Origin of the sequence: Streptomyces sp. NPDC091376 (genome assembly GCF_044757085.1) — a bacterium.
Taxonomy (GTDB): Bacteria; Actinomycetota; Actinomycetes; order Streptomycetales; family Streptomycetaceae; genus Streptomyces; species Streptomyces pratisoli.
In genome coordinates, this window is record NZ_JBIVUF010000006.1 from 370055 (window position 1) to 393498 (window position 23444).

General features: G+C 72.0%; 20 protein-coding genes and 3 pseudogenes. 9 read left to right on the plus strand and 14 right to left on the minus strand.

Annotation, left to right across the window (positions count from 1 at the left end):
• Nucleotides 1–31: 31 nt before the first annotated feature.
• Nucleotides 32–478: a hypothetical protein gene (locus ACIQMR_RS16020; protein WP_401386666.1), complete on the plus strand. Its 447-nt coding sequence runs from the start codon at nucleotides 32–34 to the stop codon at nucleotides 476–478.
• Nucleotides 479–508: 30 nt separating this feature from the next.
• Nucleotides 509–2791: a protein translocase subunit SecD gene (gene secD, locus ACIQMR_RS16025; protein WP_401386669.1), complete on the plus strand. Its 2283-nt coding sequence runs from the start codon at nucleotides 509–511 to the stop codon at nucleotides 2789–2791.
• A 166-nt stretch (nucleotides 2792–2957) separates the two neighbouring features.
• On the opposite strand, the gene ACIQMR_RS16030 is transcribed toward secD, so the two are convergent.
• The 4 genes and pseudogenes from ACIQMR_RS16030 to ACIQMR_RS16045 form a co-directional block, all read right to left on the minus strand.
• Nucleotides 2958–3722, minus strand: coding sequence for a hypothetical protein (locus tag ACIQMR_RS16030; protein WP_401386672.1), 765 nt, complete (start codon nucleotides 3720–3722; stop codon nucleotides 2958–2960).
• Nucleotides 3723–3916: 194 nt separating this feature from the next.
• Nucleotides 3917–4278, minus strand: a pseudogene (locus tag ACIQMR_RS16035) (hypothetical protein); the annotation flags it as partial.
• Nucleotides 4279–4491: 213 nt separating this feature from the next.
• Nucleotides 4492–5367, minus strand: a complete 876-nt coding sequence (locus tag ACIQMR_RS16040; protein ID WP_401386675.1) for a ketose-bisphosphate aldolase — start codon at nucleotides 5365–5367, stop codon at nucleotides 4492–4494.
• A 3-nt stretch (nucleotides 5368–5370) separates the two neighbouring features.
• Nucleotides 5371–6255 (minus strand): SIS domain-containing protein, encoded by an 885-nt coding sequence (locus ACIQMR_RS16045; RefSeq protein ID WP_401386677.1) that lies wholly within the window; start codon nucleotides 6253–6255, stop codon nucleotides 5371–5373.
• A gap of 129 nt (nucleotides 6256–6384) precedes the next feature.
• Between ACIQMR_RS16045 and ACIQMR_RS16050 the strand changes: the two genes are divergently transcribed.
• Nucleotides 6385–7164 (plus strand): DeoR/GlpR family DNA-binding transcription regulator, encoded by a 780-nt coding sequence (locus tag ACIQMR_RS16050; protein WP_401386681.1) that lies wholly within the window; start codon nucleotides 6385–6387, stop codon nucleotides 7162–7164.
• Nucleotides 7165–7281: 117 nt separating this feature from the next.
• Nucleotides 7282–7644 (plus strand): DUF952 domain-containing protein, encoded by a 363-nt coding sequence (locus tag ACIQMR_RS16055; protein WP_266377234.1) that lies wholly within the window; start codon nucleotides 7282–7284, stop codon nucleotides 7642–7644.
• A 34-nt stretch (nucleotides 7645–7678) separates the two neighbouring features.
• On the opposite strand, the gene ACIQMR_RS16060 is transcribed toward ACIQMR_RS16055, so the two are convergent.
• Both ACIQMR_RS16060 and ACIQMR_RS16065 read right to left on the minus strand, forming a co-directional pair.
• Nucleotides 7679–8671: an MASE1 domain-containing protein gene (locus ACIQMR_RS16060; RefSeq protein WP_401386904.1), complete on the minus strand. Its 993-nt coding sequence runs from the start codon at nucleotides 8669–8671 to the stop codon at nucleotides 7679–7681.
• A 93-nt stretch (nucleotides 8672–8764) separates the two neighbouring features.
• Nucleotides 8765–9610 carry a PP2C family protein-serine/threonine phosphatase gene (locus ACIQMR_RS16065; protein WP_401386684.1) on the minus strand — a complete coding sequence of 282 codons (846 nt, stop codon included), beginning with the start codon at nucleotides 9608–9610 and terminating at the stop codon, nucleotides 8765–8767.
• A gap of 144 nt (nucleotides 9611–9754) precedes the next feature.
• On the opposite strand from ACIQMR_RS16065, the gene ACIQMR_RS16070 reads away from it, so the two are divergent.
• Nucleotides 9755–10183: a nuclear transport factor 2 family protein gene (locus tag ACIQMR_RS16070; protein ID WP_401386687.1), complete on the plus strand. Its 429-nt coding sequence runs from the start codon at nucleotides 9755–9757 to the stop codon at nucleotides 10181–10183.
• 68 nt (nucleotides 10184–10251) lie between these two features.
• Nucleotides 10252–11148 (plus strand): NAD(P)-dependent oxidoreductase, encoded by an 897-nt coding sequence (locus ACIQMR_RS16075; protein ID WP_401386690.1) that lies wholly within the window; start codon nucleotides 10252–10254, stop codon nucleotides 11146–11148.
• Nucleotides 11149–11254: 106 nt separating this feature from the next.
• Here the strand turns inward: ACIQMR_RS16075 and ACIQMR_RS16080 are convergent, their stop codons facing one another.
• Nucleotides 11255–12142 carry a YhjD/YihY/BrkB family envelope integrity protein gene (locus ACIQMR_RS16080; protein WP_401386693.1) on the minus strand — a complete coding sequence of 296 codons (888 nt, stop codon included), beginning with the start codon at nucleotides 12140–12142 and terminating at the stop codon, nucleotides 11255–11257.
• A 194-nt stretch (nucleotides 12143–12336) separates the two neighbouring features.
• Between ACIQMR_RS16080 and ACIQMR_RS16085 the strand changes: the two genes are divergently transcribed.
• Entirely contained in the window at nucleotides 12337–15075 is a 2739-nt protein-coding gene (locus ACIQMR_RS16085; protein WP_401386907.1) for a SpoIIE family protein phosphatase, read from the plus strand.
• Nucleotides 15076–15093: 18 nt separating this feature from the next.
• On the opposite strand, the gene ACIQMR_RS16090 is transcribed toward ACIQMR_RS16085, so the two are convergent.
• Nucleotides 15094–15339, minus strand: coding sequence for a DUF6296 family protein (locus tag ACIQMR_RS16090; RefSeq protein ID WP_266377221.1), 246 nt, complete (start codon nucleotides 15337–15339; stop codon nucleotides 15094–15096).
• Between the two features lie 113 nt (nucleotides 15340–15452).
• Nucleotides 15453–15668: pseudogene (locus ACIQMR_RS16095) on the minus strand (GNAT family N-acetyltransferase); the annotation flags it as partial.
• A gap of 406 nt (nucleotides 15669–16074) precedes the next feature.
• Between ACIQMR_RS16095 and ACIQMR_RS16100 the strand changes: the two are divergent.
• A pseudogene (locus ACIQMR_RS16100) lies at nucleotides 16075–16302 on the plus strand (hypothetical protein); the annotation flags it as partial.
• Nucleotides 16303–16462: 160 nt separating this feature from the next.
• Nucleotides 16463–17275 carry a cupin domain-containing protein gene (locus ACIQMR_RS16105; protein WP_401386697.1) on the plus strand — a complete coding sequence of 271 codons (813 nt, stop codon included), beginning with the start codon at nucleotides 16463–16465 and terminating at the stop codon, nucleotides 17273–17275.
• A 467-nt stretch (nucleotides 17276–17742) separates the two neighbouring features.
• Here ACIQMR_RS16105 and hypE read toward each other — a convergent pair whose 3' ends face one another.
• From hypE to hypB, 5 genes are read right to left on the minus strand one after another with little or no spacing between them, the layout of a single operon-like run.
• On the minus strand, nucleotides 17743–18822 hold the full coding sequence (hypE, locus tag ACIQMR_RS16110; protein WP_401386700.1) for a hydrogenase expression/formation protein HypE: 1080 nt from the start codon (nucleotides 18820–18822) through the stop codon (nucleotides 17743–17745).
• Nucleotides 18815–19951 carry a hydrogenase formation protein HypD gene (gene hypD, locus ACIQMR_RS16115; RefSeq protein WP_401386703.1) on the minus strand — a complete coding sequence of 379 codons (1137 nt, stop codon included), beginning with the start codon at nucleotides 19949–19951 and terminating at the stop codon, nucleotides 18815–18817. The genes hypE and hypD overlap by 8 nt, the downstream gene beginning before the upstream one ends.
• Nucleotides 19948–20211, minus strand: coding sequence for a HypC/HybG/HupF family hydrogenase formation chaperone (locus ACIQMR_RS16120; RefSeq protein WP_266377212.1), 264 nt, complete (start codon nucleotides 20209–20211; stop codon nucleotides 19948–19950). The genes hypD and ACIQMR_RS16120 overlap by 4 nt, the downstream gene beginning before the upstream one ends.
• A 54-nt stretch (nucleotides 20212–20265) precedes the next feature.
• Entirely contained in the window at nucleotides 20266–22719 is a 2454-nt protein-coding gene (gene hypF, locus ACIQMR_RS16125) for a carbamoyltransferase HypF (protein ID WP_401386910.1), read from the minus strand.
• A 29-nt stretch (nucleotides 22720–22748) separates the two neighbouring features.
• Nucleotides 22749–23444 (minus strand): hydrogenase nickel incorporation protein HypB, encoded by a 696-nt coding sequence (gene hypB, locus ACIQMR_RS16130; RefSeq protein ID WP_401386706.1) that lies wholly within the window; start codon nucleotides 23442–23444, stop codon nucleotides 22749–22751.

Sequence of the window (23444 nt, forward strand, 5' to 3'; positions counted from 1 at the left end):
ACGGCAACCGGGCGATCAGAGGTGCGGATCGATGCGTGCGCGGCGTGCGTCAGCGGTTCCCGCCGTCCTGCTCCTCGTCCTGCTCGCCCTGTTCGGCGGCGGTGCCTTCACCGCGCCGGCGCCCGTCGTGGGCGCGGCCCCGCCGGTGTCCGTGAGCGCGCCGGACGCCGCCGCTCCCTCGCGACACCTCACGCGGCTCCTGCGCGCCGACAGCACCCGGACCCGGCAGGACGGGCCGGGGCGCACAGCGGCCGAACAGCCGTACTCCGCCCGGTCGTCGCTCCTCCCGCCTGGACCCGGTGCAGTCACTCCGTCCCTGCCGCACCTGCCCGTCCCGTGGCACGGCATGCCGCGGGCCCTCCCGGCGCACGACACCGCCCGGACGGCGGCCCCCGTAGCACTGCCGTACGTCCGCGGCCCTCCGGGGACGGCCGGTATCCGGTCCCGTCCCACATCACTGCCGGTACGCCCTTCCTGAGGGCGCCCGGCGCCCTCACGGAGGAAACCCATGACCCGCACCACCGTGGTGCGGGCAGTGCTGGCTGCGCTCGTACTGCTCGCATCCGTCGTCATCGCGCTCACCCAGTCCCCCAGACTCGGCCTGGATCTCCAGGGCGGCACCCGCATGGTGCTCCAGGCCCGTGACTCCGCGTCCGCCGAGGCGGACGCGGACACCACCGACCGCACCATCGAGGTACTGCGCCACCGCATCGACGCGCTCGGCGTCTCGGAGCCGACCCTCACCCGCTCCGGCGAGAACCGCATCGTGGTCGAACTGCCCGACGTCCAGGACCCCCGCAAGGCGTCCGAGGTCCTCGGCCGCACCGCCCAGCTGAGCTTCCACGCCGTCGAGGAGCCCGCCCCCGAACGCGGGGACGGACAGCGGGTGCTGCCCGACGAACGGGGCCGGCCGGTCCGGCTCGGCGCGGCCGAGCTGTCGGGAGCGGGGGTCGAGGACGCCGTGGCCGCCTTCGACACCCAGCAGGGAACGGGCTGGCACGTCGCCCTGGACTTCCACCGGGACGCCGCGCGCGACTGGGCACGGCTGACCGGTCGGGCCGCCTGCCACCCGGTGCAGGACGACCGCCGCCGCGTGGCGATCGTCCTGGACGACAAGGTGATCTCCTCCCCGCAGGTGGACCCTTCCGTCGGCTGCGGTTCCGGAATCGCGTCCGGCTCCACACGTATCACCGGCGCCTTCGGCGCCACGGAGGCCAAGGAACTCGCCCTGCTCATCAAGGGCGGGGCGCTTCCGGTACCGGTCGACACCGTGGAGCAGCGGACCGTGGGCCCGACGCTCGGCGCGGAGGCGATCAGCGCCGGGGCCCGGGCCGCCGCGATCGGTGCGGCCCTCACCGCCCTGTTCATCACCTTCGTCTACCGGCTCTTCGGCGCACTGGCGGCGGTCGCGCTCGCGGCGTACGGCGTCATCTCGTACGCCGCGCTGGTGGCCCTCGGCGTCACCCTGACCCTGCCCGGACTGGCCGGTTTCGTCCTCGCGATCGGCATGGCCGTGGACGCCGACGTGCTGGCCTTCGAACGGGCCAGGGAGGAGTACGCGAACGGTGCGCGCCGCTCCCTGCGCAGCGCGGTGACGGCCGGCTTCCGCAACGCGTGGAGCGCGGTCGCCGACTCCAACGCCACCACACTGCTCGCGGCCGGGCTGCTGTTCCTCCTCGGCTCCGGTCCGGTGAAGGGCTTCGGCATCACCCTCGCGATCGGCGTCGTCGTCTCGATGTTCTCCGCCCTGGTCATCGCCCGGGCCCTGACCGACGTCGCCGCCCGCATCCGCTTCGTCTCCGACTACCGGGACGTCAACGGCGTGGGCCGACCGGGACGGGTGAGGACCTTTCTGATCCGGCGCCGACCGCGGCTCTTCCGCGCTCCCCGGCGCTGGCTCGCCGTATCGGCGGCGCTCGTCGCTGTCGCCGTCCTCGGCATCGTCGTGCGCGGAGTGAACCTCGGGGTGGAGTTCACCGGAGGCAGACTCGTCGAGTACGCCACGGCCCGCCCGGTGGACGCCGGCACCGCCCGTGACGCGATCGCGGACGCCGGATTCGCCGACGCCGAGGTGACCACGGCGGACGGCCGGGACATCTCCGTACGCGGCGACATCGACCACGACGGGGTGGTGGCGATCGGCGGCGCACTCGCCGAACACGGCGGCGGCAGGGCGACGAAGGTCCGCGACGAACTGATCGGCCCCAGCCTGGGCGAGGAACTGCGGCGCAACGCCCTGATCGCGCTTGCCGTCGCCGTGGCCGCCCAACTGGTCTATCTGGCGGCCCGGTTCCGCTGGACGTTCGCGGTGGGGTGCGTCGGCGCGCTCGTGCACGACGTGATCATCGTGATCGGCGCCTTCGCGTGGCTGGGCCGGCCGGTCGACGGCGTCTTCCTCGCCGCGCTGCTCACCGTCATCGGCTACTCGGTGAACGACTCGGTGGTCGTGTTCGACCGGATCAGGGAGCTCCGGCGCAAGGGCCGGGGCGCCGCGCTGCCCGCTCTCGCGAACACGGCGGTCCTGCAGACCGTTCCCCGAACGGTCAACACGGGGATGGGCGCGCTGTTCATCCTCGGCGCACTGGCCGTGCTGGGCAGGGACTCACTGGGCGGCTTCGCGCTCGCGCTGCTCATCGGCGTCTGCGTGGGCACGTACTCGTCGGTGCTGACGGCAGTCCCCGCGGCGCTGGTCCTCGAAGGCCGGTGGGCGGCGCCCGTCGCCGCGGCGGACAGGCGCTCGCGTCCCGCGTCGAGGCGCCGTGATCCGAGCGACAACGGGGCGCGCGTCTGACCCGGGAGCCGCTCCTGCCGGTGCCGGTTCCGTGCCCACTGCGGGCAGGAGCCGGCACCGGACCCCGGCCGGGACGCCGGCGCCTCTGCCGACGCGTTCCGATGCGGTCCGCCCCAGCCGGCCGTGGACCGGTCGTGCTCCGGGCGGAACTCCGTGGCCTGCCGGGTCAGGACATCCCGGCCGCCTCGATCGCCTTCGCGAGCTTGGAGGTCTGACGCCCGTGGAGATCGTTCGGCAGGTCGGCCTTCTTCGGATCCAACAGGTTGAGCGTGAAGAACACGGCCACGTTCCGGCCCTGCCGCACGGCCGTGACCTGCATGGGCATCGCCGAGCCCTGCGCCGTTCCGGTCATCCTCCAGGCCACCGACTCATCGCCGCCCTCGGGGGCCTCCTCCTCCTTCACGGCCACGTACTTCACGGTGGACCCGCCGCTGTTCCCGGTGGTCGAGAAGCCGGCGCCGCAGGTGGCGAGGGCCTTGCGGACGTCCGCGACCGTCCGCCGGGCGTCGTCGCCCTCGTACGAGAACAGGCTGACGGTCACGGTCAGGCCGGGATTGCCGGTGGACACGAAGGACCGGCTCGCGAAGTCGACGGCCTCGGGGGTACGGGCCGTGCCGGACGCGGTCATGTCCGCGAGAGGGCGGCACTCCTCCCGGTCGGCCTGCGGCCGCAGCTCCGAGGGGCTGATCTCCTGGGCCTGGTAGGAGCGCAGTTCGGATTGGGTGACGAGCGCTTTCCTGATCGTGTCGCCGCGGAGCACGGCCAGGCCCGCGGCGGCCTTCTGCGGGCCGGCGAGGGGTTTGCCGGAGGGCGAGGACGAGCCCTGTCCGTCGGAGGAGCCGGTGCAGCCGGTCAGCAGCGCGGCGGTCGCGGCACCCGCGAGGGCGAGCGCGCCGCTGCGCCGCAGGGCCGGGAGCGTGATGTGGGGCATGGGGATCCTGTCGGTCGGTACGGCGGCGGGCGGCTCGCGGCTCCCGGCTCCTGGTGTGCCGGGCGCCCGTACCATCAAGCGCACTCCGCCGCCCGCGGATGACGAGTGGCGAGGAAAGTGTGGCGCGCGTCACGCCTCGAAACCGGTAGGGGCCGTGCGGGGTTGGGCCGTTCCGGTGGCCGTGCGGGCGGGATTCACCGGACCCGCCGTACGACATGCGGGAGGTACTGCTTGCGGTCGAGGGGATTGTGGTCCGTGCGCGGCCGGGCCGGAGGCGTGCCGGTGACCGGGTCGCCGATGCGGATGCCGTCCAGTCCCCAGAGTTCGCCGATCTGCCCTGCGGAGACCGAGGGTGACAGATCGTCCGAGCCGCGATCCTCTCCCCCGCCGGGCCCCGTTCGACCTTGAAGGCGGTGCCGGACACCGGCCCCTCGGCGTCGCCCTCGGCAGCGGGCAGAAGTCCCGCGATGCCGGTCGTGAGGTCGTCCACGCCCGCGCCCGTCATGGTTGAGCCGAAGAAGACGGGATGCACCAGCGCCTGCCCGGTCTGGGTCACGGTGTGCAGCAGCCGCTCGGTCAGGCTCGTCCTGCCGGCGTCGACATGCGCCAGAATCCCCGGGATCCGTGTGCGCACTGCGTGTCATGTCCTCTGGACAGGCGGAAAGTGCCTTCGTGCGGAACATGAACGCAGTGCGCGTGACCGGCTCCTCTGCAGTGGCTGTTGTCGGCAGTGCAGCAGACGGCCGGATCGGGGGCAATCGAGTCTGCGCTAGCCGGCCGTGGGCACCGGCTCCCCCGCCCGCAGGACGCCGATCAGCGAGGTGACCGTCTCGGCCATGGCGCGCCGCCCGACCGAGAGGTACTTACGGGAGTCCACCGCGTCGGCGTTCGCGGCCAGGTACTCACGGATGGCGCCGGTCATGGCGAGGTTCAGCGCGGTGCCGATGTTGACCTTCGCGATCCCGCCCGACACGGCCGCCGACAGTTCTCCGTCCGGTACGCCCGAGGAGCCGTGCAGCACCAAGGGCACGTCCAGTGCCCCGGCCAGCCGGGCCAGCAGCTCGTGGTCGAGCGATGCCGTGCGGGCCGTCATCGCGTGGCTGCTGCCGATGGCGACGGCGAGCGCGTCCACGCCGGACTCCTCGACGAACGTCCTGGCCTCCCCCGGTTCGGTACGGGCCCCGGGGGCGTGCGCGTCGCGCGGCGGAGCGCCGTCCTTGCCGCCGACCTCGCCCAGTTCGGCCTCGATCCAGAGGCCGTTGGCGTGCGCCCAGTCGGCGGCGGACCGGGTCGAGGCGAGGTTGTCCGCGTACGACAGGTGCGCGGCGTCGTACATCACCGAGCTGAACCCGGCGTCGGCGGCCTGCCGCAGCAGTTGCCCGCTGGTGACGTGGTCCAGGTGGAGCGCGACGGGTACCGCGGCCTCCTCGGCCGCCGCCACGGCGGCCCTGGCGAGCGGACGGACGCGGTTGTAGCGGTACTTCACCGCGTTCTCGCTGATCTGGAGGACGACGGGCGAACCCGCGGTCTCCGCCCCGGCGATGACGGCCTCGGCGTGCTCCAGCGTGATGATGTTGAAGGCGGCCACGGCGCGGCGTTCCGCGGCGGCCTCGGCTACCAGCGTTCCGGTCTCGGCGAGCGGCATCGGTCAGGCTCCGGAAAGGATGACGGAACGGGTGAGATGGCGCGGGCTGTCCGGGTCCAGGCCGCGCGCCTCGGCGACGGCGACGGCGAGGCGCTGGGCGCGTACCAGCTCGGCGAGCGGGTCGAGTCCGCCGGCGACCCACATCCCGCCGGTGGCGTGCACCTCGTCGGCCAGCCCGGCGGGAGCGTCGCCGATCATCCAGGTGGCGGTGCCGCGCGTGGTGACGCTGATCGGGCCGTGCCGGTACTCCATGGCCGGGTACGCCTCGGCCCAGGAGGACGACGACTCCCGCACCTTGAGCGCCGCCTCGCTGGCGAGGCCGACGGTCCAGCCGCGGCCGAGGAAGGTGAACTGCGAGCAGCCGGCGAGCCATTCGGGGAGCGGCTCCGCCAGGGCGTCACGGGCGTCGTCCACGACCGCGTCGGAGTGCAGCCCGGCGTGCGCACGCAGCAGGGTGAGGGCGGTGGTCGCGAACCGCGTCTGGACCACGGACCTCTCGTCGGCGAAATCGAGGACGACCGTCTCGTCGGCGACGGTCATCACGGGCGTGGCGGGGTCGGCGGTGATCGCGGTCGTACGGGTCCGTCCGCGCAGCCGGGCGAGGAGTTCGAGCACCTCGGTGGTGGTACCGGAACGGGTGAGGGCGACGACCCGGTCGTAGGTGCGGCCGACCGGGAACTCGGAGGCGGCGAAGGCGTCCGACTCGCCCTGGCCCGCTCCTTCGCGCAGCGCCGCCGCCGCCTGACTCATGAACAGGGACGTCCCGCAGCCGACGAAGGCCACCCGCTCGCCCGCAGCCGGAAGCCCCCCGACCTGGCTCGCGGCGAGTTCCGCGGCCCGGTTCCAACACTCGGGCTGGCTCGCCAGCTCGTTCGCGACATGGCTCATGTCCGCGCTCCACCTTTCAAAGTGTGTGCATCTTTTTGCAAGATAGCGCGAGCTTTCAAGCATCTTCAAGCATTGCGGCGAGTGATGTGCGATAAAGTCACGACGAACGTTCGAGGAAGGGAGCGCCGGATGTCACGCGACGCCCGCTGGAAGGCACTGCTGGAGCTACTGGTCGAGCAGGGCAGGCTGGACGTCGAGGAGGCAGCGGCGGCACTGGACGTCTCGGCCGCGACCATCCGGCGCGACTTCGACCAGCTCGCCGAGCAGCAGATGCTCGTACGCACCCGTGGCGGCGCCGTCGTGCACGGAGTCTCGTACGAACTCCCCCTGCGCTACAAGACATCGCGGCACGCGGAGGAGAAGCACCGCATCAGCGCGGCGGTCGCCAAGCTCATCTCGCCCGGGGAGGTGGTCGGCTTCACCGGTGGCACCACGACCACCGAGGTCGCCCGGGCGCTGGCGGCGCGCCCCGATCTGGCCACGGGCTCCCCGGCACTCACGATCGTCACCAACGCCCTCAACATCGCCAACGAGCTGGCGATCCGCCCCCAGTTCAAGATCGTCGTCACGGGCGGGGTGGCACGTCCCCAGTCGTACGAGCTCATCGGCCCGCTCGCCGACGGGGTGCTCAGCCAGATCACCCTGGACGTCGCGGTCCTCGGGGTGAACGCGTTCGACGTGGTCCACGGCGCCGCCGCCCATGACGAGGACGAGGCCGCGATCAACCGGTTGCTGTGCGAGCGCGCGCAGCGGGTGGTCGTCGCCGCGGACTCCACCAAGCTGGGCGCCCGCGCCTTCGCCCGCATCTGTGCCACGGAGGAGGTCGACACCCTGGTCACGGACGCCGCCGTGACCGAGGAGGCCGCCGCCCGCTTCACGGAGGCGGGTGTGACGGTGGTCCGGGCGTAAGGGCGCGATCCTGGTCCGGGCCTGACCGTCGGCCGGTGCGGCGGTCGCCCGGGCCCGAGCGTCGGCCGGGTGCGACGGCTGTCCCGCAACAGCCCTCGGCAGGGCTATAACTGACTCATGATCATGCACGTGGTAGCGCTCGACGACTGGCTCGCCATCCCGGAACGGGCCTACGCCCCCGCGTCCCTTTCCGCGGAGGGTTTCGTCCACTGCTCACCCGACGAAGCCACCACCCTCGCGGTCGTCGACGCCTACTACCGTGACGTGCCCGGCCCGTTGATGGCCCTGCTGATCGACGAGACGAAGCTCCTCGCCCCGGTCCGCCTCGAACCCGCGGGCTCGGCACCGCCACCGGGCGTCGCACCCGGCACCCTCTTCCCGCACGTCTACGGCCCGATCGACCGCACGGCGGTCGAGGGCATGGTGGAGATCCAGCGCGACGGGACCGGCCGGGCGGTGGGCTTCACCCCCTGGGCCTGACGGGCGGCGGCACGTTCGGACCGCTTTCCCCGGGTCAGATGTCCTTGTCCTGGGGTGGTGGCCAGCGGCGGGCCGCACCGCTGCCGGGGACGAGACGGTCCACCACCTCGGCCAGCTCGCTGCACGCCAGCTCGATCTTGTGGCGGACGGTGTACTGCTCGGTGACGATCGCGGAGAGCAGCAGTCCGGTCAGCGCCGCCGAACCGTTGAGGGCCTGCAGCGTGCTCATGATCGCGAGAAGGCTGTGTCCGGAGAACGGCCCCGTCACATCGGTGGCGGCCGAGATCGCCACGACCGACACGATCAGGACGCAGGGCGCGGCCCCGATCAGCTGGAAGCGCAGCGCCGCCCACATCAGCAGCGGGAACACGAGGAACAGCAGCGTGAGCGCGGTGTGGGTGACGGCGATGGTGACGACGGCGACGCTGAGGAGCAGGAAGCCGGCCTCCACCCACCGGGCGGGACGCATGCCCTTGGGCCATCGGACCGTGCGGCAGACCAGCAGCAGAGGGGTCACGACCAGGACGCCCATGGCGTCCCCGGCCCACCATGCCGACCAGATCTGCCAGAAGTCGTCGGTCGCGAGCACGCCGGCGAGCACGAGCACACCGGCCCCGACGGTCGCGCTGATCAGCATCCCGGCCAGTGCCCCGATGAACACGAGCGCGAGGCCGTCCCGCAGCCGGTCGAGCTGGGTGCGGAAACCGACCCGCCGGAGCATCAGGTATGCGCAGACCGGGGCGAGGGTGTTCCCGGCGAGGACGCCGAGGGAGTAGGTCTCGAACGGGCTGATGACGAGGATGAGCAGGAAGGTGCCGAGGGCGATCCCCGGCCAGACCCGGAGCCCGAACCAGAGCAGACAGGTCAGGGCGATGCCCGTGGGCGGCCAGAGCGGGGTGACGACCGCACCTCCGACGTCCACCTGCAGCGTGAGCCCGACGCGTCCCGCCACGAAGTAGACGGCGGCGACGGCGAGCATCAGGAGGACGACTGCGCCGCTACGGCGGATTTCCTGGATACGGGCCACAGCAGTCATCTCACAACGCCGCCGCGCCCCGCACCCGCGTGACACGCGCCGCCGGGCCCGACGGCACCGGTGCGCCGGAGGTACCTCCGGTGGCTACCCCACGCCGCCCGCCGGCCCGGCCGGCGCCGCGTCATGGCAGAGCACCAGCACCGCGGCGTCGTCCGTGTGGCCGGTGAACTCGGCCGCCTTCATGACCTCGGCCGCCAGGACGTCGGCCCCGGCGCCGATTCCGGCCGCCACCACCCGGGTCACCCGCGCGAGGCCCGCCTCGATCGGCACGGCGGGCCCTTCGATCACCCCGTCCGTCAGCAGCACGAAGGCGCCGCCCTGGGTCAGTCTGCGCGTGGTCACCGGGTACGCCTCGCCCGGCTCGATACCCAGCGGCAGCCCGCCGGGGTCCTGCGCGGCCTCGCACCAGCCGTCGGCCGTGCCCCAGACGGCCGGGACATGACCGGCCCGGGCGCTCTCCAGCACCCACGTCGTCGGGTCGAAGCGGAGAAAGGTACAGGTCGCGAAGAGATCTCGGGCCACCGACACCAGCAGGTCGTTGGCCCGTCCGAGCACCTCGCCCGGGTCGGTCGCCGCCAGCGCCACGGCACGCAGACCTATGCGTATCTGCCCCATGAAGGCCGCGGCCTCGACGTCATGGCCCTGTACGTCGCCGATGGAGAACCCCAGCGAACCGTCGGGCATCACGAAGCCGTCGTACCAGTCGCCGCCTATGTCGAGTCCGTCGCGGGCGGGAGCGTACCTGGCCGCCGCCCGCAGTCCCGGCACGCACGGCAGCGTCTCCGGAAGCATCTCCCGCTGAAGCGCCTCGGCCAGGTCGACGCGGGCACGCTGCTCCTCGGCGCCCTGTCGCGCCTGTGCGGTGAGCAGCCCGAGGGTCGTCAAGAGGTCGTCGGCGCTCGCCGACCGCGGAAGACGACGCGGCGTCATGGACCTCTCCGGAGTGCATCCGTTCCTGCGCCCTGCGGAAACCGTCGTTCATTTTACTTCCGGTGCGGTACGACCGCGTGATGAACAGCTCTGTAGTCAACAAAATGACTAGACACATTGTTGAGTAGTGAGTGAGGAACCGTGATGGAGACCGCAGACCGTTTCCGGGCCGCCGTGGAGAAGCGCGACCTCGGCGCGCTGGACGACCTGTTCACCGAGGACGTACGCCTCTACAGCCCGGTCAAGTTCACGCCCTTCGAGGGCAGGGCCATGGTCCTGGGGCTGTTCGGCGTACTGCTGCGCACGTTCGAGGGGTTCCACTACGTCGGGAGGTTCGACGGCACGGCCGAGACCAGCGCGGACGGCACCGAGGCCCCCTCGGAGATCCTGATGTTCCGGGCCGAGGTGCAGGGCAAGCAGATCCACGGCATCGACCTGCTGCAGTTCGACGACGCGGGCAGGATCAAGGAGTTCACGGTGATGGTCCGCCCGCAGTCGGCGGTGCACGCGCTGGGCGAGGCGGTCCTCGCGGGCCTGGTCGCCGACGGGCTCGTACCGGAGCAGCAGCCATAGGATCACCCCCGGGGATCTCCTCACGGAGATCCCCGCTTCGGGGGAACCGAGCCCGGGAGGCGACGCAGGTGACCGCACCGACAGCTGACAGCACGAAGGCCCGTCCCACGGTGGCCCTGCTGGGCACCGGGATCATGGGCGCGGGCATGGCGCGCTCCCTGATGCGCGCGGGCCTGCCCGTCCGGGTCTGGAACCGCACCCGGGAGAAGGCGGAGGCACTGGTGGCGGACGGGGCGTACGGTGCCGCGTCGCCCGCCGAGGCGGTCGACGGCGCGGATGTGGTGCTGACCATGCTCAACGACGGGCCCCGGGTGCTCGCCGTCATGCGCGAGGCGGCGGACGGTCTCGCGGCCGGCACGGTATGGGCCCAGTCCGCCACGGTCGGCGACGCCGCGACGAGCGAGCTGGCCGGCTTCGCTCGCGAGCGGTCCCTCACGTTCGTGGACGCGCCCGTGCTCGGCAGCCGACAGCCGGCCGAGCAGGGCGAACTGCTGGTCCTGGCGGCGGGCCCGGCCTCCGCACAGGACGTCCTCACCCCGGTGTTCGACGCCGTGGGACGGCGGACTCTCTGGGTGGGGGACGACGGTGCCACCGCGGCGGCGAGCAGGCTGAAGCTGGTGCTGAACAGCTGGGTCTCGGCGCTCAACCACGCCGCGGCCGAGGCGATGAGCCTGGCCCGCGGGCTGGACGTCGACCCGCAGGCGTTCCTCGACGCCGTGGCCGGCGGGGTGCTGGACAACGGCTATCTGCGCGTCAAGGCCGCGGCGATCCTGGCCGACGACTTCTCCCCCAGCTTCACCGTCACCAACGCGCTCAAGGACGGCCGGCTCATCGTCGAGGCCGGCGAGCGCGCGGGGGTGCGGCTGGACCTCGCACAGGGCGGCGTGGCGCGCTTCGAACGAGTGGAGCGCGACGGGCGCGGCGGGGACGACATGGCCGCGTCCTACTTCGCCTCGTTCGACTGACGATCCGGCCGACGAGCCGGCCGACGAATCGGCGGACGAATCGGCGGACGACCGACGATCCGGTCGACGAGCCGTCCGTGTCCACCTCGTCCGGCAGACGGCAGGTTCACGCCTGCGGCGCCTGCGGCGGCGGTTCGTACGGTTCTCCGGTGAGCCTGCGCCGTACCTCGTACTCGTGGAAGAGCCGCCCCACGAGCGCCCCTCCGTAGACGACGAAACCCACCCCGACCAGCCAGGACTGAAGGACCAGCACGGTCCCGATCGACCCGTACGTCACGGCGTTCGTCGCGATCAGGGGCGAGAACACGAACTGGGAGAAGACCCGCAGCCCGAGCAGCCCGACCGCCGTCGCCACGGCCCCGGGGACCAGCGCGCGCCAGCGGAGCCGGCCGCACAGCAGCAGCCACTGCGACCACCAGAAGAAGACGAACGTGCCCAGCAGGTCGACGGCGGGCACCAGCACCCTCTCCAGCGTGGAGGCTTCCGCCGGGGTGGGTGTGTTGACGAAGAGCAGCAGCGCGACCACCAGTACCGCGAGCCAGACGACGTGCCGCCACATCGTGTGCCATCGCGCCGTCGGCAGGTCCCACACGCGCTCGTAGCCGGTCTGTACGGCGGATCCGAACGTCACCCCGAACGCGGCCAGCGCGGCGAGACCGAACGCCGTGGTCCGCTGCAACGCCTCCCCCGGCCGGCCGAAGAGGTCCTCCACCTCCTCCTGCGACACCTGCGACGACACACCGAGCCCCTGCACGAGCCATTTGGCGAAGCCCTTACCGCTCGCCGGGTCTGCCGCGGCGACGACGACCAGCAGCGGTACGAGAGTGAGGAAGCAGAGCGCCGCGAACCCCATGGCGCGGTGCAGCAGCTCCATCTCGCGCCCTCGGTTCCAGGCGAGCCCGGCCACCGAGGTCATCAACCGGCCGTAGAGCCGTGCGAACCAGTGACCGCGGCGCGCCCGGTCGTGGTCCGGCTCGCCGAATCTGAAGGGCATGTGCCCTCGCCTACCCGTAAGCGCGACGTGACCAGTCCGGTGTGCCCCCGAACGGGTGTCGCCTGCGAACCGCTCCCGTCCGGGCCGGTTCCACGTGGCTCCACCCGGTCGGTGACCGGTCGCCCCTTGCGGCGACCCAGTGTTAGAACTGGGACATGATCGGACGTCCCCGCCGGTCCTGGCTGACGGCGGTCATGCCGTCCAGCCGCCCGCGCTCGCGCGATCAGCGCGAGCGCCCGGGGTGGCGTCGTCGTCTGCAGTCGGCCCTGAGCGTGCACAGCCTCGCCACCCAGGTGTTCCTCCTGCAGGCGATCGTGGTGATCCTGCTCGTCATCGCCGCGGCGGTCGCCCTGGTCCTGCAGGCGAAGTACGACAGCTACGAGGACGCCCACAACCGCTCTCTCGCGGCGGCGGAGACGTTCGCGCACGCGCCCGGCACCGCCGAAGCCCTCGAGTCCGGCGACCCGACCGCCGCCCTGCAGTCCGCCACCGAGAAGGCCCAGCGCGGCGCCGGGGTCGACTTCATCTCCGTACTGGGCAAGGACGGGATCCGCTACACCGACCCGGAGCCGCAGCTGATCGGACAGCGGGTGGAGGGCGACATCTCGCGGGCGGCCGCGGGAGAGTCGTTCACCGAGAGGTTCGAGGGCGAGCCGCACAACGCGGTGCGGGCCGTCGTCCCCGTGCTGGACTCCGGCAGGCGCGTCGTCGGCCTCGTCACCGCCGGCATCCAGGTCGCGAACGTCGGCGATCTGCTGGACCGGCAACTGCCCGTCCTGCTCACCTCGGCCGCCGGCGCGCTGGTGCTCGCCACCGGCGGGGCGGCACTGGTCAGCCGGCGGCTGCGGCGGCAGACCCACGGGCTCGACCCGGCCGAGATGACCCGGATGTACGAGCACCACGACGCCGTTCTGCACGCGGTGCGGGAGGGCGTTCTGATCGTCGGCGGCGACGGCCGGCTGCTGCTCGCCAACGACGAAGCGCGGCGGCTGCTCGATCTGCCCGCCGACGCGGACCGCCGGCCTGTGACCGAGCTGCGACTCGGCCCGAGCTTCACCCGGCTGCTGGTGTCGGGCAAGGAGGTCTCCGACGAGGTGTTCCTTTCCGGGGACCGGCTGCTTGCCGTCAACACGCGGCCCACGGCCCCGTACGGCGGAGTGACCGGCCTGGTGGCGAGCCTTCGCGACACCACGGAGCTGCGGGCCCTGTCGGGACGGGCCGAGGTGGCCCGGGAGCGTCTGACGCTCCTGTACGAGGCCGGGGTGCGGATCGGCACCACGCTGGACGTGCGCAGGACGGCGACGGAGCTCGCGGAGGTGGCCGTCCCGCGGTTCGCCGACTTCGTCACCGTGGAGCTGCTCGATCCCGTGCTGCGTGGTGACGAACCCACGGGTGTGCTCAGCGAGATGCGGCGCACCGCGCTCATCGGCATCCGGGAGGACCATCCCCTCCAGCCGGTCGGCGATCTCATCCCCATCAACGTCACCCCGATGACAACCGCGCTCGACAACGGCCGCGCGCTGATCGAACCCGATCTCGCCACGTCCGGGACCTGGGGGGTCGAGGACCCGGAAGGGGCCAGGCAGGCGCTGGCGTACGGCATCAGCTCGCTGATCACCGTGCCGCTCCAGGCCCGTGGCGTCGTGCTCGGCCTGGTCAACTTCTGGCGGTCGGCGGACGCCCCGCGCTTCGACGAGGAGGACACCTCGTTCGCCGAGGAGCTCGCGGCCCGGGCGGCGGTGGCGATCGACAACGCGCGACGGTTCACGCGGGAGCACGCGATGGCGGTGACGCTGCAGCGGAGTCTGCTCCCGCGGGATCTGCCCGAGCAGGACGCGCTCGACGTGGCCTGGCGGTATCTGCCCGCGCAGGCGGGAGTGGGCGGCGACTGGTTCGACGTGATCCCGCTGCCGGGGCTGCGGGTCGCGCTGGTCGTCGGGGACGTCGTCGGGCACGGGATGCACGCCGCGGCCACGATGGGCCGGCTGCGTACGGCCATCCTCAACTTCTCCTCGCTCGACCTGCCGCCCGCCGATCTCCTCGCCCACCTCGACGACCTGGTGCTGCGCATCGACGCGGACCAGGCGCCCGGGTCGGAGGTCGACCGGGCGACGGTGACCGGCGCGACCTGTCTGTACGCGATCTACGACTCGGTCAGCGGACGCTGCACCCTCGCCCATGCCGGGCACCTCGCGCCCGCGCTCGTCGACCCCTGGAACGGGGTGACGTATCCGGAGCTGCCCGTGTCGCCGCCGCTCGGCGTCGGCGGCCATCCGTTCGAGGAGACCGAGGTGGATCTGGCCGAGGGCAGCCGGCTCGTGCTCTTCACCGACGGGCTGGTCGAGGACCGGCACCGGGACGTCGACGAGGGACTGGCGCTGCTGAGCAGCGCGATCGCACCGGCCGGGCTGACGCCCGAGGAGACCTGTCTCGCCGTGACGGACGCGATGCTGCCCGGCCAGCCCAGCGACGACATCGCGCTCCTCGTCGCCCGCGCCCGGCGTCTCGACCAGTACAGGTCCGCGGTGTGGGACGTTCCGCTCGACATGTCGGCCGTGTCCCGGGTCCGGGCCGAGGCGGGGCGGCGGCTCGAGGAATGGGGACTCGAGGAGTCCGTGTTCGTCACCGAACTCGTGCTGAGCGAACTGCTGACCAACGCGCTCCGCTACGGCGCCGAGCCCGTGCGGGTGCGGCTGTTGTACGGCCGCACACTCTTCTGCGAGGTCTCCGACGGCAGCAGCACCTCACCGCACCTCCGCCGCGCCGCCGCGACGGACGAGGGCGGCCGCGGGCTCTTCCTCGTCGCGCAGTTCTCCCAGCGCTGGGGCACACGCTATGTGAGCCCGGGCAAGATCATCTGGGCGGAACTCGCCCTGGGCGCGGAGATCCCGGAGGCCTCCGTGACGATGTTCGACGACGAACTGGCCTGGTGAGCCGCCCGCCCGATGCGTCTAGGGCTGGACCACGGGTCTGACCTCGACACCGGAGGCGGGCTGCTGGTGGCCGCCGCTGGCGATCATGCGGACCTCGCCGCGGTCGCTGATCTCCGCTTGGACGATGCCGGTGTCATCGGCGTAGATCGGATGCCCGCCCGGTCCCTTTCGGTCGGTGCGGTGCACCACGACGGCGTCCTCGCCGTCGGGCACCGACGCGGCCCCACCCGTGAAGACCAGTTCGAACGCTTCGTCCCGACCCATGAGGCCCTCCTTCGCGGCAATCCGCACATCGCATCGGGCGATAGCCCTGAATGGCCATTATGCGACTTTTATCCGAATCGCGATGGTCGGCTGAGGGCTCGGCCACCGAGCGGGACGGACGCGGCGACGAGCCGCCGCTCCAGCTCCACCAGCAGGGCACTGGCCAGACCCCGCCCCCGCCAGGCGGAGGCGATGGCGATGGCGATCCGCATGACCCAGGCCCGCTCACCGGCGACGGTCGCGAGCGCCGCGCCGATGGAGACTCCCTGGTGGACGGCGACGACGGCCGGCTGCCGGGAAGTGAGCGCAGCGATGCACTCGGCCGCCGCTATGAGCGAGATGGAGCCCGAGGAGCATCTGAACAACCGTGAGTCGTCGACCGGTACCAGGAAGCCGTCCAGATGTACCAGGGCGAGCTCGCCGAGTAGCGCCGCCTCAAGGCCGCGGCCGAGAAGGCCGTCGCAGCCCGCCGACGCACCCTCCTCGCCGTCGGACAGGACACGGTTCAGTTGGCCGGCTGCGAGCAGCGTCGGTGAACGACGAAACGCAGCTGCCTGCGGACGTCGAAGCGCAGGTGCGCACCCCGCTCGCCAGTTCACCCGCGACCGGCGCGTGGATCCGGTCTTCGATTCGATGCTTCAGAGCTCATCCACGGGCCGGGGCGGGAATCTCCTGGTCCTCGCTCAGGCTGCCGATGAGCCGCGATGGGCATCGATCCGTGACAGCCTGGCAGGTCAGGAAGCCCTCACCGAGCAGGGCAAGCACCGCGGTGCCGGCGCAGTGGATCTCGTGGTGGCCGCGGCCGCGGAGCTGCAAGGTCTCACCCTCCTGTACCGCGACCACGACGTCTTCGTCTCCTGTCCGTTGCGCATCGAGCCCGAGCCCACGGCTGGGGCGACCGGCGAGGCGATGTGGGGAGCCCGGGGCGACAGCTCCCATCACCTGCGATTTCCCCCCGGCTAACGGCGGATGCGCACAGTCGTATATCACTGGACCCAGCGGGAAGGCGATCATGAAGCAGTCAGCAGAGGTCTCGCGCGCGCCTCGAGTCCTGAGCATTCACCGGGGAGACGCTCTCAAGTTCGTCGAGTCACATCCGAGTGAACCGGGAACGGGTAGCCGGGTGGCGACCTTCCTCGGCCCGGAAGACGGTGCCACTCACCTGTCGATCGCGATCGTCGAACTGGAGCCGGGGGGACACGTCATCGGACACCGGCACCCGTTCGAGGAGTCGTTCTTCGTTCTGGAAGGCAACCCACTGCTCGCGGTCGCCGACCACAACTACGCTCTGCGTCCGCAGGACTTCGGTTTCGTGCCCCATGCGGTGGGTCACGCTTGGAGCAACCCGTCCGATGAGCGCGTACGCATGCTGCGTGTGCACGCTCCGCAGCCGCGCCCCATTGACGGCAGGGGGACGTGGGGGGTGTTCGAGGCGCCGGAGACGCAAGTGCCGACACAGGGCGTAGACGTTGACGAGCTCGACCCGGCCAAGCCGTACGTCGGTCACTTCGATCAATCGGACATGGCGCCCCCAGGGTCGATCTCCATGCCGGGCTACCACGGCGCGAACGTACAGAACGTCCAGATCCGCATGATGGTCGACGATCTCCTCGGGACGCGCCACCACGCGATGTTCATGGTGCAGTTCACGCCCAGCGTCGTGGACGACGCCCCGTTCAAGACCGCGAAGGAACACTTCCACCCGTTCGAGGAGACCTACTACTTGATCTCCGGGCAGACGCGAGCCTTCTGCGACGGCAAGGAGGACCTCGCCGGGGTCGGCGACCTCGTCTTCGCACCCGTCGGCGCGTCGCACGGCTTCGCGGCGCTCGGCACGGAGCCGCTGTGCTGGATCGAGGTGCAGTCACCGACGCCGCCGGCGAGCGGCGGATTCACCTTCCACAACGATTGGGCGAACCACACCAACATCGGCTGATGGCCGTTGTCGCGGGCGGGACCCGCGAAGCCGGCCGAGTCGGAAAGCGAGCCGGACAACGTCGAAGGGTCCCACCGCGAACGGTGGGGCCCTTCGACATCGTGCCCGGTGCGGCCGAATGCCGTCCGAACGGCCCCGGACGCAACCGGAACACTGCACGGCGCCGAAGGAGACGAGGATGTCAGTTCTTCCGCCTCCCTTGTCGATGACTTCTGAGTTACGCGACTCCGCAGAGTGCTGGGCGCGCCAGACAGCGACGATGCGATCGGACTTGCCCTGCCGGGGCGCGTCCTCTCCGCCATCGGCCAGTACGAGTCGGGCACGGTGTGCCGGCTCACGCCGACCTCAACGCCCGCGCCTGCAGTAAGGCGCATCACTACTGTTCGCGAGCCGCGGGTCGCGGCTCGCGGACCGACGGCGTACGAGGACCGCGGCCACCGCCGCCGGTGTGCGAGAGCTCCCGGGGCTCAGCAGATGCGCGGCAGTTGCTCCCCGAGCGGCATGTCGACCACCCGGGTGCCGCCGAGCCCCGTGCGGGCCACCACCATGCCGGGATGGGCCGCAACCGCCTCTCCGATCACCGCGGCCTCGCGGCCCAGTGGATGCGCGCGCATGGCCGCCAGCACGGCGTCGGCGTGCTCGCGCGGGACGAACGCGACGAGTTTGCCCTCGTTCGCCACGTACATGGGGTCGAGGCCGAGCACGGCGCAGGCGTTGGCGACGGCGGCCGGGACGGGGACGGCGCGCTCCTGGACGACGACGCCCGTGCCGGAGGCGGAGGCGATCTCGTTGAGCGCGGCGGCCAGTCCCCCGCGCGTCGGGTCCCGCAGGACGTGCAGATCCTCGGTGACGGCGAGCATCGCCTCCACCAGACCGGCGAGCGGGGCGCAGTCGCTCTCGATCTCCACGCCGAACTCCAGGCCCTCGCGCACGCTCATGATGGCCACACCGTGGACACCGACGGGTCCGCTGACGACCACCACGTCGCCGGGCACAACGCGCTGGGGACGCAGGTCGACACCGTGCGGGATCAGGCCGATGCCCGAGGTGTTGATGAAGACGCCGTCGCCGTGGCCCGCCTCCACGACCTTGGTGTCACCGGTCACCACCTCCACGCCCGCGGTCCGCGCGGCCGCCCCGAGGGCTTCGGCCACGCGCTGCACGACCGACAGCTCGACGCCCTCCTCGAGGATGAACCCGCAGGACAGGTACGCGGGCCGGGCACCGCTCATGGCGAGGTCGTTGACCGTTCCGTTGACGGCGAGGTCGCCGATGCTTCCGCCGGGGAAGAACAGCGGCCGCACCACGAAGGAGTCCGTGGAGAACGCCAGCCGCGCGCCGCCCAGTTCGAGCGCCGCGGCGTCGACCGTACCGGCGAGTTCGGGCCCTCCGAAGGCGGGCACGAAGAGGTGCTCGACCAGCTCCGCGGACATGGCGCCGCCACCGCCGTGGCCCATGACCACGCGCGGCTGGTTCCGCAGCGGCGCCGGGCATGTCCACCCGAGGACGTCGAGGGTTCCGGCTCTCGGTTCGGTCGTCTCAGACAACGGCGCTGCCCTCCAGGGAATCCGATGCGGCGGCGGGCGTCAGGTCCAGCCGCCGGTAGAGGTAGTAGGCCGCGCACGCGCCCTCACTGGAGACCATCGTGGCTCCCAGCGGGGTGCGCGGGGTGCAGCTGGTGCCGAAGGCCTCGCACTCGTGAGGCTTCAGCAGGCCCTGCAGGACCTCTCCGCTGCGGCACGCCGCCGGTTCGCGGGTGGCGATGCCGGTCACCGAGAAGCGGTGCTCGGCGTCGTACTCCCGGTAGCGCGGGGACAGCCGCCATCCACTGTCGGGGATCACCCCGATGCCGCGCCAGGAGCGGTCGGTGACCTCGAAGACGTCGGCCAGCATGGCCCGGGCGGCGGGGTTCCCCTCGGGCCTGACGGCCCGCGGGTAGGCGTTGTCCACGGTGTGCTCGCCGCGTTCCAGCTGGAGGACGGTGCGGCGTACTCCTTCGAGGATGTCCAGGGGCTCGAAACCGGTCACCACGATGGGGACCTCGTACCGCTCGGCGAGATCCGGGTACTCGCCGGTGCCCATCACGCTGCACACGTGGCCGGCGGCGAGGAAGGCCTGTACGCGGCAGCTAGGGGATCGCATGATCGCGTCGATCGCGGGCGGTACGCGCACATGGGACACCAGCAGGCTGAAGTTGGGGATGCCGAGCTTGCGGGCCTGGTACACGGTCATGGCGTTGGGGGGCGCGGTGGTCTCGAAGCCGATGCCGAAGAACACGACCTCGCGGTCCGGGTTCTGCTGGGCGACCCGCAGCGCGTCGAGCGGCGAGTACACCACCCGTACGTCGCCGCCCTCGCTGCGCACCTGGAACAGGTCGCGGTCCGTTCCCGGCACGCGGAGCATGTCCCCGAAGGAGCAGAAGATCACCCCGGGCCGGGACGCGATCGCCAGCGCCTTGTCGATGACCTCCAGCGGGGTGACGCAGACCGGGCAGCCCGGGCCGTGGATCAACTCCACCTCATCGGGGAGGAGTTGGTCGATGCCGTGCCGGATGATGGTGTGGGTCTGGCCTCCGCAGACCTCCATCAGCGCCCACGGCCGGGTCACGGTGGAGCGGATCTCGTCGAGCAGCCGCCTCGCCAGGGCGGGGTCCTGGAACTCGTCGATGTACTTCACTGCTGGGCCTCCAGGGGGTCGCCGAACTCCTCCTGGAGGAGGCCGAGGGTCTCGAACAGCTCCAGGGTCCGCCGCGCCGACTCCTCGTCCAGCCGCTGCAGGGCGAACCCCACGTGGACGATGGCGTATTCACCGACCCGCAGATCGGGCAGGTACTCCAGGCACACCTCCTTGACGACGCCGCCGAAGTCGACGGTGGCCATCCGGGTGCCGTCCCGGTCCTCGATGTCCAGCACCCTGCCGGGTACCGCCAGGCACATGCGTCTCTCCTCGCTGTCGTGCCGCGTGCCGCTGTCGTGCTTCGTGCCGCCGCGTCATCCGCTCTCTCCGGTGCCGGCCCCTCCCGTGCCGGTTCCCGCCGCCCGGCGGGCGGCCACGACGAGCTGGCCGAGCGCCAGTCCTCCGTCGTTCGGGGGGATCCTGTGGTGGCGCAGTACGGTGAACCCGTCCTCCCGCAGACCCCGGGCGCAGGCCGAGGAGAGCAGCGCGTTGGCGAACACTCCGCCGGTCAGCGCCACCGTCCCAAGCCCGTGCCGTTCGCGGGCCATCACGCAGATCCTGCGCACCAGTGCCGCGACCGCCGCGTGGAAGCGCGCCGCGACGACGGGTGCCGGCACGCCCGCGCGTACGTCGTCCACGACCGCCGCCAGGACGGGTGCGGAATCCGCGGTCAGCGCGGCCCCGGGGCCGGCGCCGGCCGGCCGCAGGGTGAAGGCGTAGGCCTCGCCGTACCCGCTCCCGGCCGCCACCGCGGCCCCTTCGAGCTCGATGGCCGCCTGCGCCTCGTACCCGGCGCTGTGGCACACGCCCGCCAGCGAGGAGACGGCGTCGAACAGCCGGCCCATGCTCGATGTGGGCACACAGTTCAGGCTCCGCTCCAACTGCTGTTCCAGGAGCCGCAGTTCCTGGGGCGGGCAGGCGGCCACGCACGGCAGGTCACCACGCCGTTCGAGGCCCGCGGCGCGCAGATGCGCGAGGGCCATGCGGTACGGGCGCTGTACGGCCGCGTCGCCGCCGGGGAGCGGAACGTACGCGAGGTGTGCGTACCGGATGAAGCCGTCGTAGTCGGCGAGCAGGAACTCTCCGCCCCACACGGCTCCGTCGTCGCCGTATCCGGTGCCGTCGAAGGCGACTCCGATCACCGGCCGCCCGCCGTCCAGTCCGTGCTCGGCCATGGCGGCGGCGACATGCGCGTGATGGTGCTGCACGCGGACGAGGGGCCGGCCCTCCGCGTTGTGTGCCGCCCAGCGGGCGGAGCGGTAGCCGGGGTGGCGGTCGGCCGCCAGCATTGCGGGCCGTACCCCCGTGATCTCCTCCAACTGCTCCTCTGCGCAGGCGAAGGCATGGTGCGTGGCCAGGTCGTCCATGTCGCCGATGTGGGCGGACAGCCAGGCCTTGCGGTCCTTGCCGAGACAGAAGGTGTTCTTGAGGTCGCCGCCGACCGCGAGGGCCGGGCGGACGGGCACGGGCAGGGTGACGGGCAGCGGGGCATGGCCGCGGGACCGGCGCAGCGTCAGCGGTTCTCCGTCGCAGACGCGCACCACGGAGTCGTCGCACGGGACATGGATCGGTCGGTCGTGCAGCAGCCAGGCGTCGGCCAGGTCGCCCAGCCGCTCCAGTGCTTCCTCGTCGTCGGTGACGATCGGCTCACCGGCCACGTTGCCGCTGGTCATGACGAGGAGACGGGGTCCGGGTCCCTCGTCGCCGGGAAGCCCGAGCAGCAGGTGGTGCAGCGGGGTGTACGGGAGCATGACGCCGAGGTCCGGGCTCCCGGGGGCGACCGCCTCGGCCGGCCTCGGGGCTCCGGGCCGCGGGAGGGGTTCGCCACGGCGGCGCAGCAGGACGATGGGCCGGATGCTCCCGGTGAGCAACTCCCTTTCGACCTCGTCCAGATGGACGAGGTGCTCGACGTCCGTGAGGTCCCCGGCCATCAGCGCGAAGGGCTTGTCACCGCGCGCCTTGCGGCGGCGCAGCAGGGCCACGGCGGCCGCGTTCGTCGCGTCGCAGGCGAGGTGGTAGCCGCCGAGCCCCTTCACCGCGAGGATCGCGCCGTCGGACAGGAGCAGACGGGCCTCGGCGACCGGGTCGGCGCCGACCGGCCCGCCCAGGCTCCGGTCGTTCGGGTCGGGCGCGACCACGTGCCGGGGCCGCAGCCCGGGCGCGGCGGGCGCCACGATCATCCGCAGCCGGGGCCCGCAGCAGGGGCAGGCGACGGGCTGGGCGTGGAAGCGGCGGTCGGCCGGATCGGCGTACTCCCGGGCACAGTCGGCGCACATCGGGAAGTCGGCCATCGTGGTGTGCTCGCGGTCGTAGGGCAGGCCGGTGACGATGGTGAAGCGCGGACCGCAGTGCGTACACGTGATGAAGGGATGCCGGTGGCGGCGGTCGGCCGGGTCGGCGAGCTCCCGGAGGCAGTCGGCGCAGGTGGCCGTGTCCGGGGAGACCAGGGTGCGCACCGGGCCGTCCTTCGTCGAGGCGACGATGATGAATCCGCTTCCGCCGGTTACGGGAACCTCCTGGTCGTGGACCGATTCGACGAGCGCGAGGGGCGGGGCCTCCTCGGCGATCCGGGCACAGAACCTGGCCACGGCGAGCGGTGTCCCCTCGACCTCCGCGACGACTCCTTCGCCGGTGTTGGTGACATGGCCGGCCAGCTCCAGTTCCGTGGCGAGGGTGTAGAGGAACGGCCGGAAGCCGACGCCCTGCACCACGCCCCGGACGGTGACCCGGCGCCGCCGCGCGGACGGGTCGACGGCGAGCCCCGGCATCGGGGCGGCCAGGCCCTGCCGGGACGTGGTCACGACCTCGCCCGCGCCATCACCGGCGTGTGGACCCCGGTGCCTTCGGTGGCGGCCAGCGCCCGGTCGAGCAGGACTCCGGCCCCGTCACCGGTGCGCGCGGACGTCAGGACCACATCCACACCGGGGTTGACCTGTTCGACGTGGGCGCGGAAGGCGGCCTCGTCGAAGCCGACGGCCGTCGCGATGTCGGTCTTGGTGACGACGACGAGCTGGGCGAGTCCGAAGGCGGTGGGGTACTTCAGCGGCTTGTCCTCGCCCTCGGTGACCGAGGCGAGCACGACTCTCAGCGACTCGCCGAGGTCGTACGAGGCGGGGCAGACGAGGTTGCCGACGTTCTCCACGAACAGCAGCCGGGTGTCCTCGGGCAGCCAGCCGTCCAGGTGGCCGGCGAGCATGTCCGCCTCAAGATGGCAGAGCCCGTCGGTGAGGACCTGCTTGACCGGGAGTCCGGACCTGGCGAGGCGCACGGCGTCGTTCTCGGTGGCCAGGTCGGCCGTGAGGGCCGCGGCCCGTACGCCCCGCTCACGCGCCAGCATCAGCTCGGCCTCGAGCAGTGCGGTCTTGCCGCTGCCCGGGCTGGAGAGCACGTTGACGACCGTCGTCCCGCGGGCCGCCAGCTCAGCGCGCAGTGTCTGCGCTGTCGCGTCGTTCTTGGCCAGCACGGCCTGTTGCAGATGGACCACACGGCACAT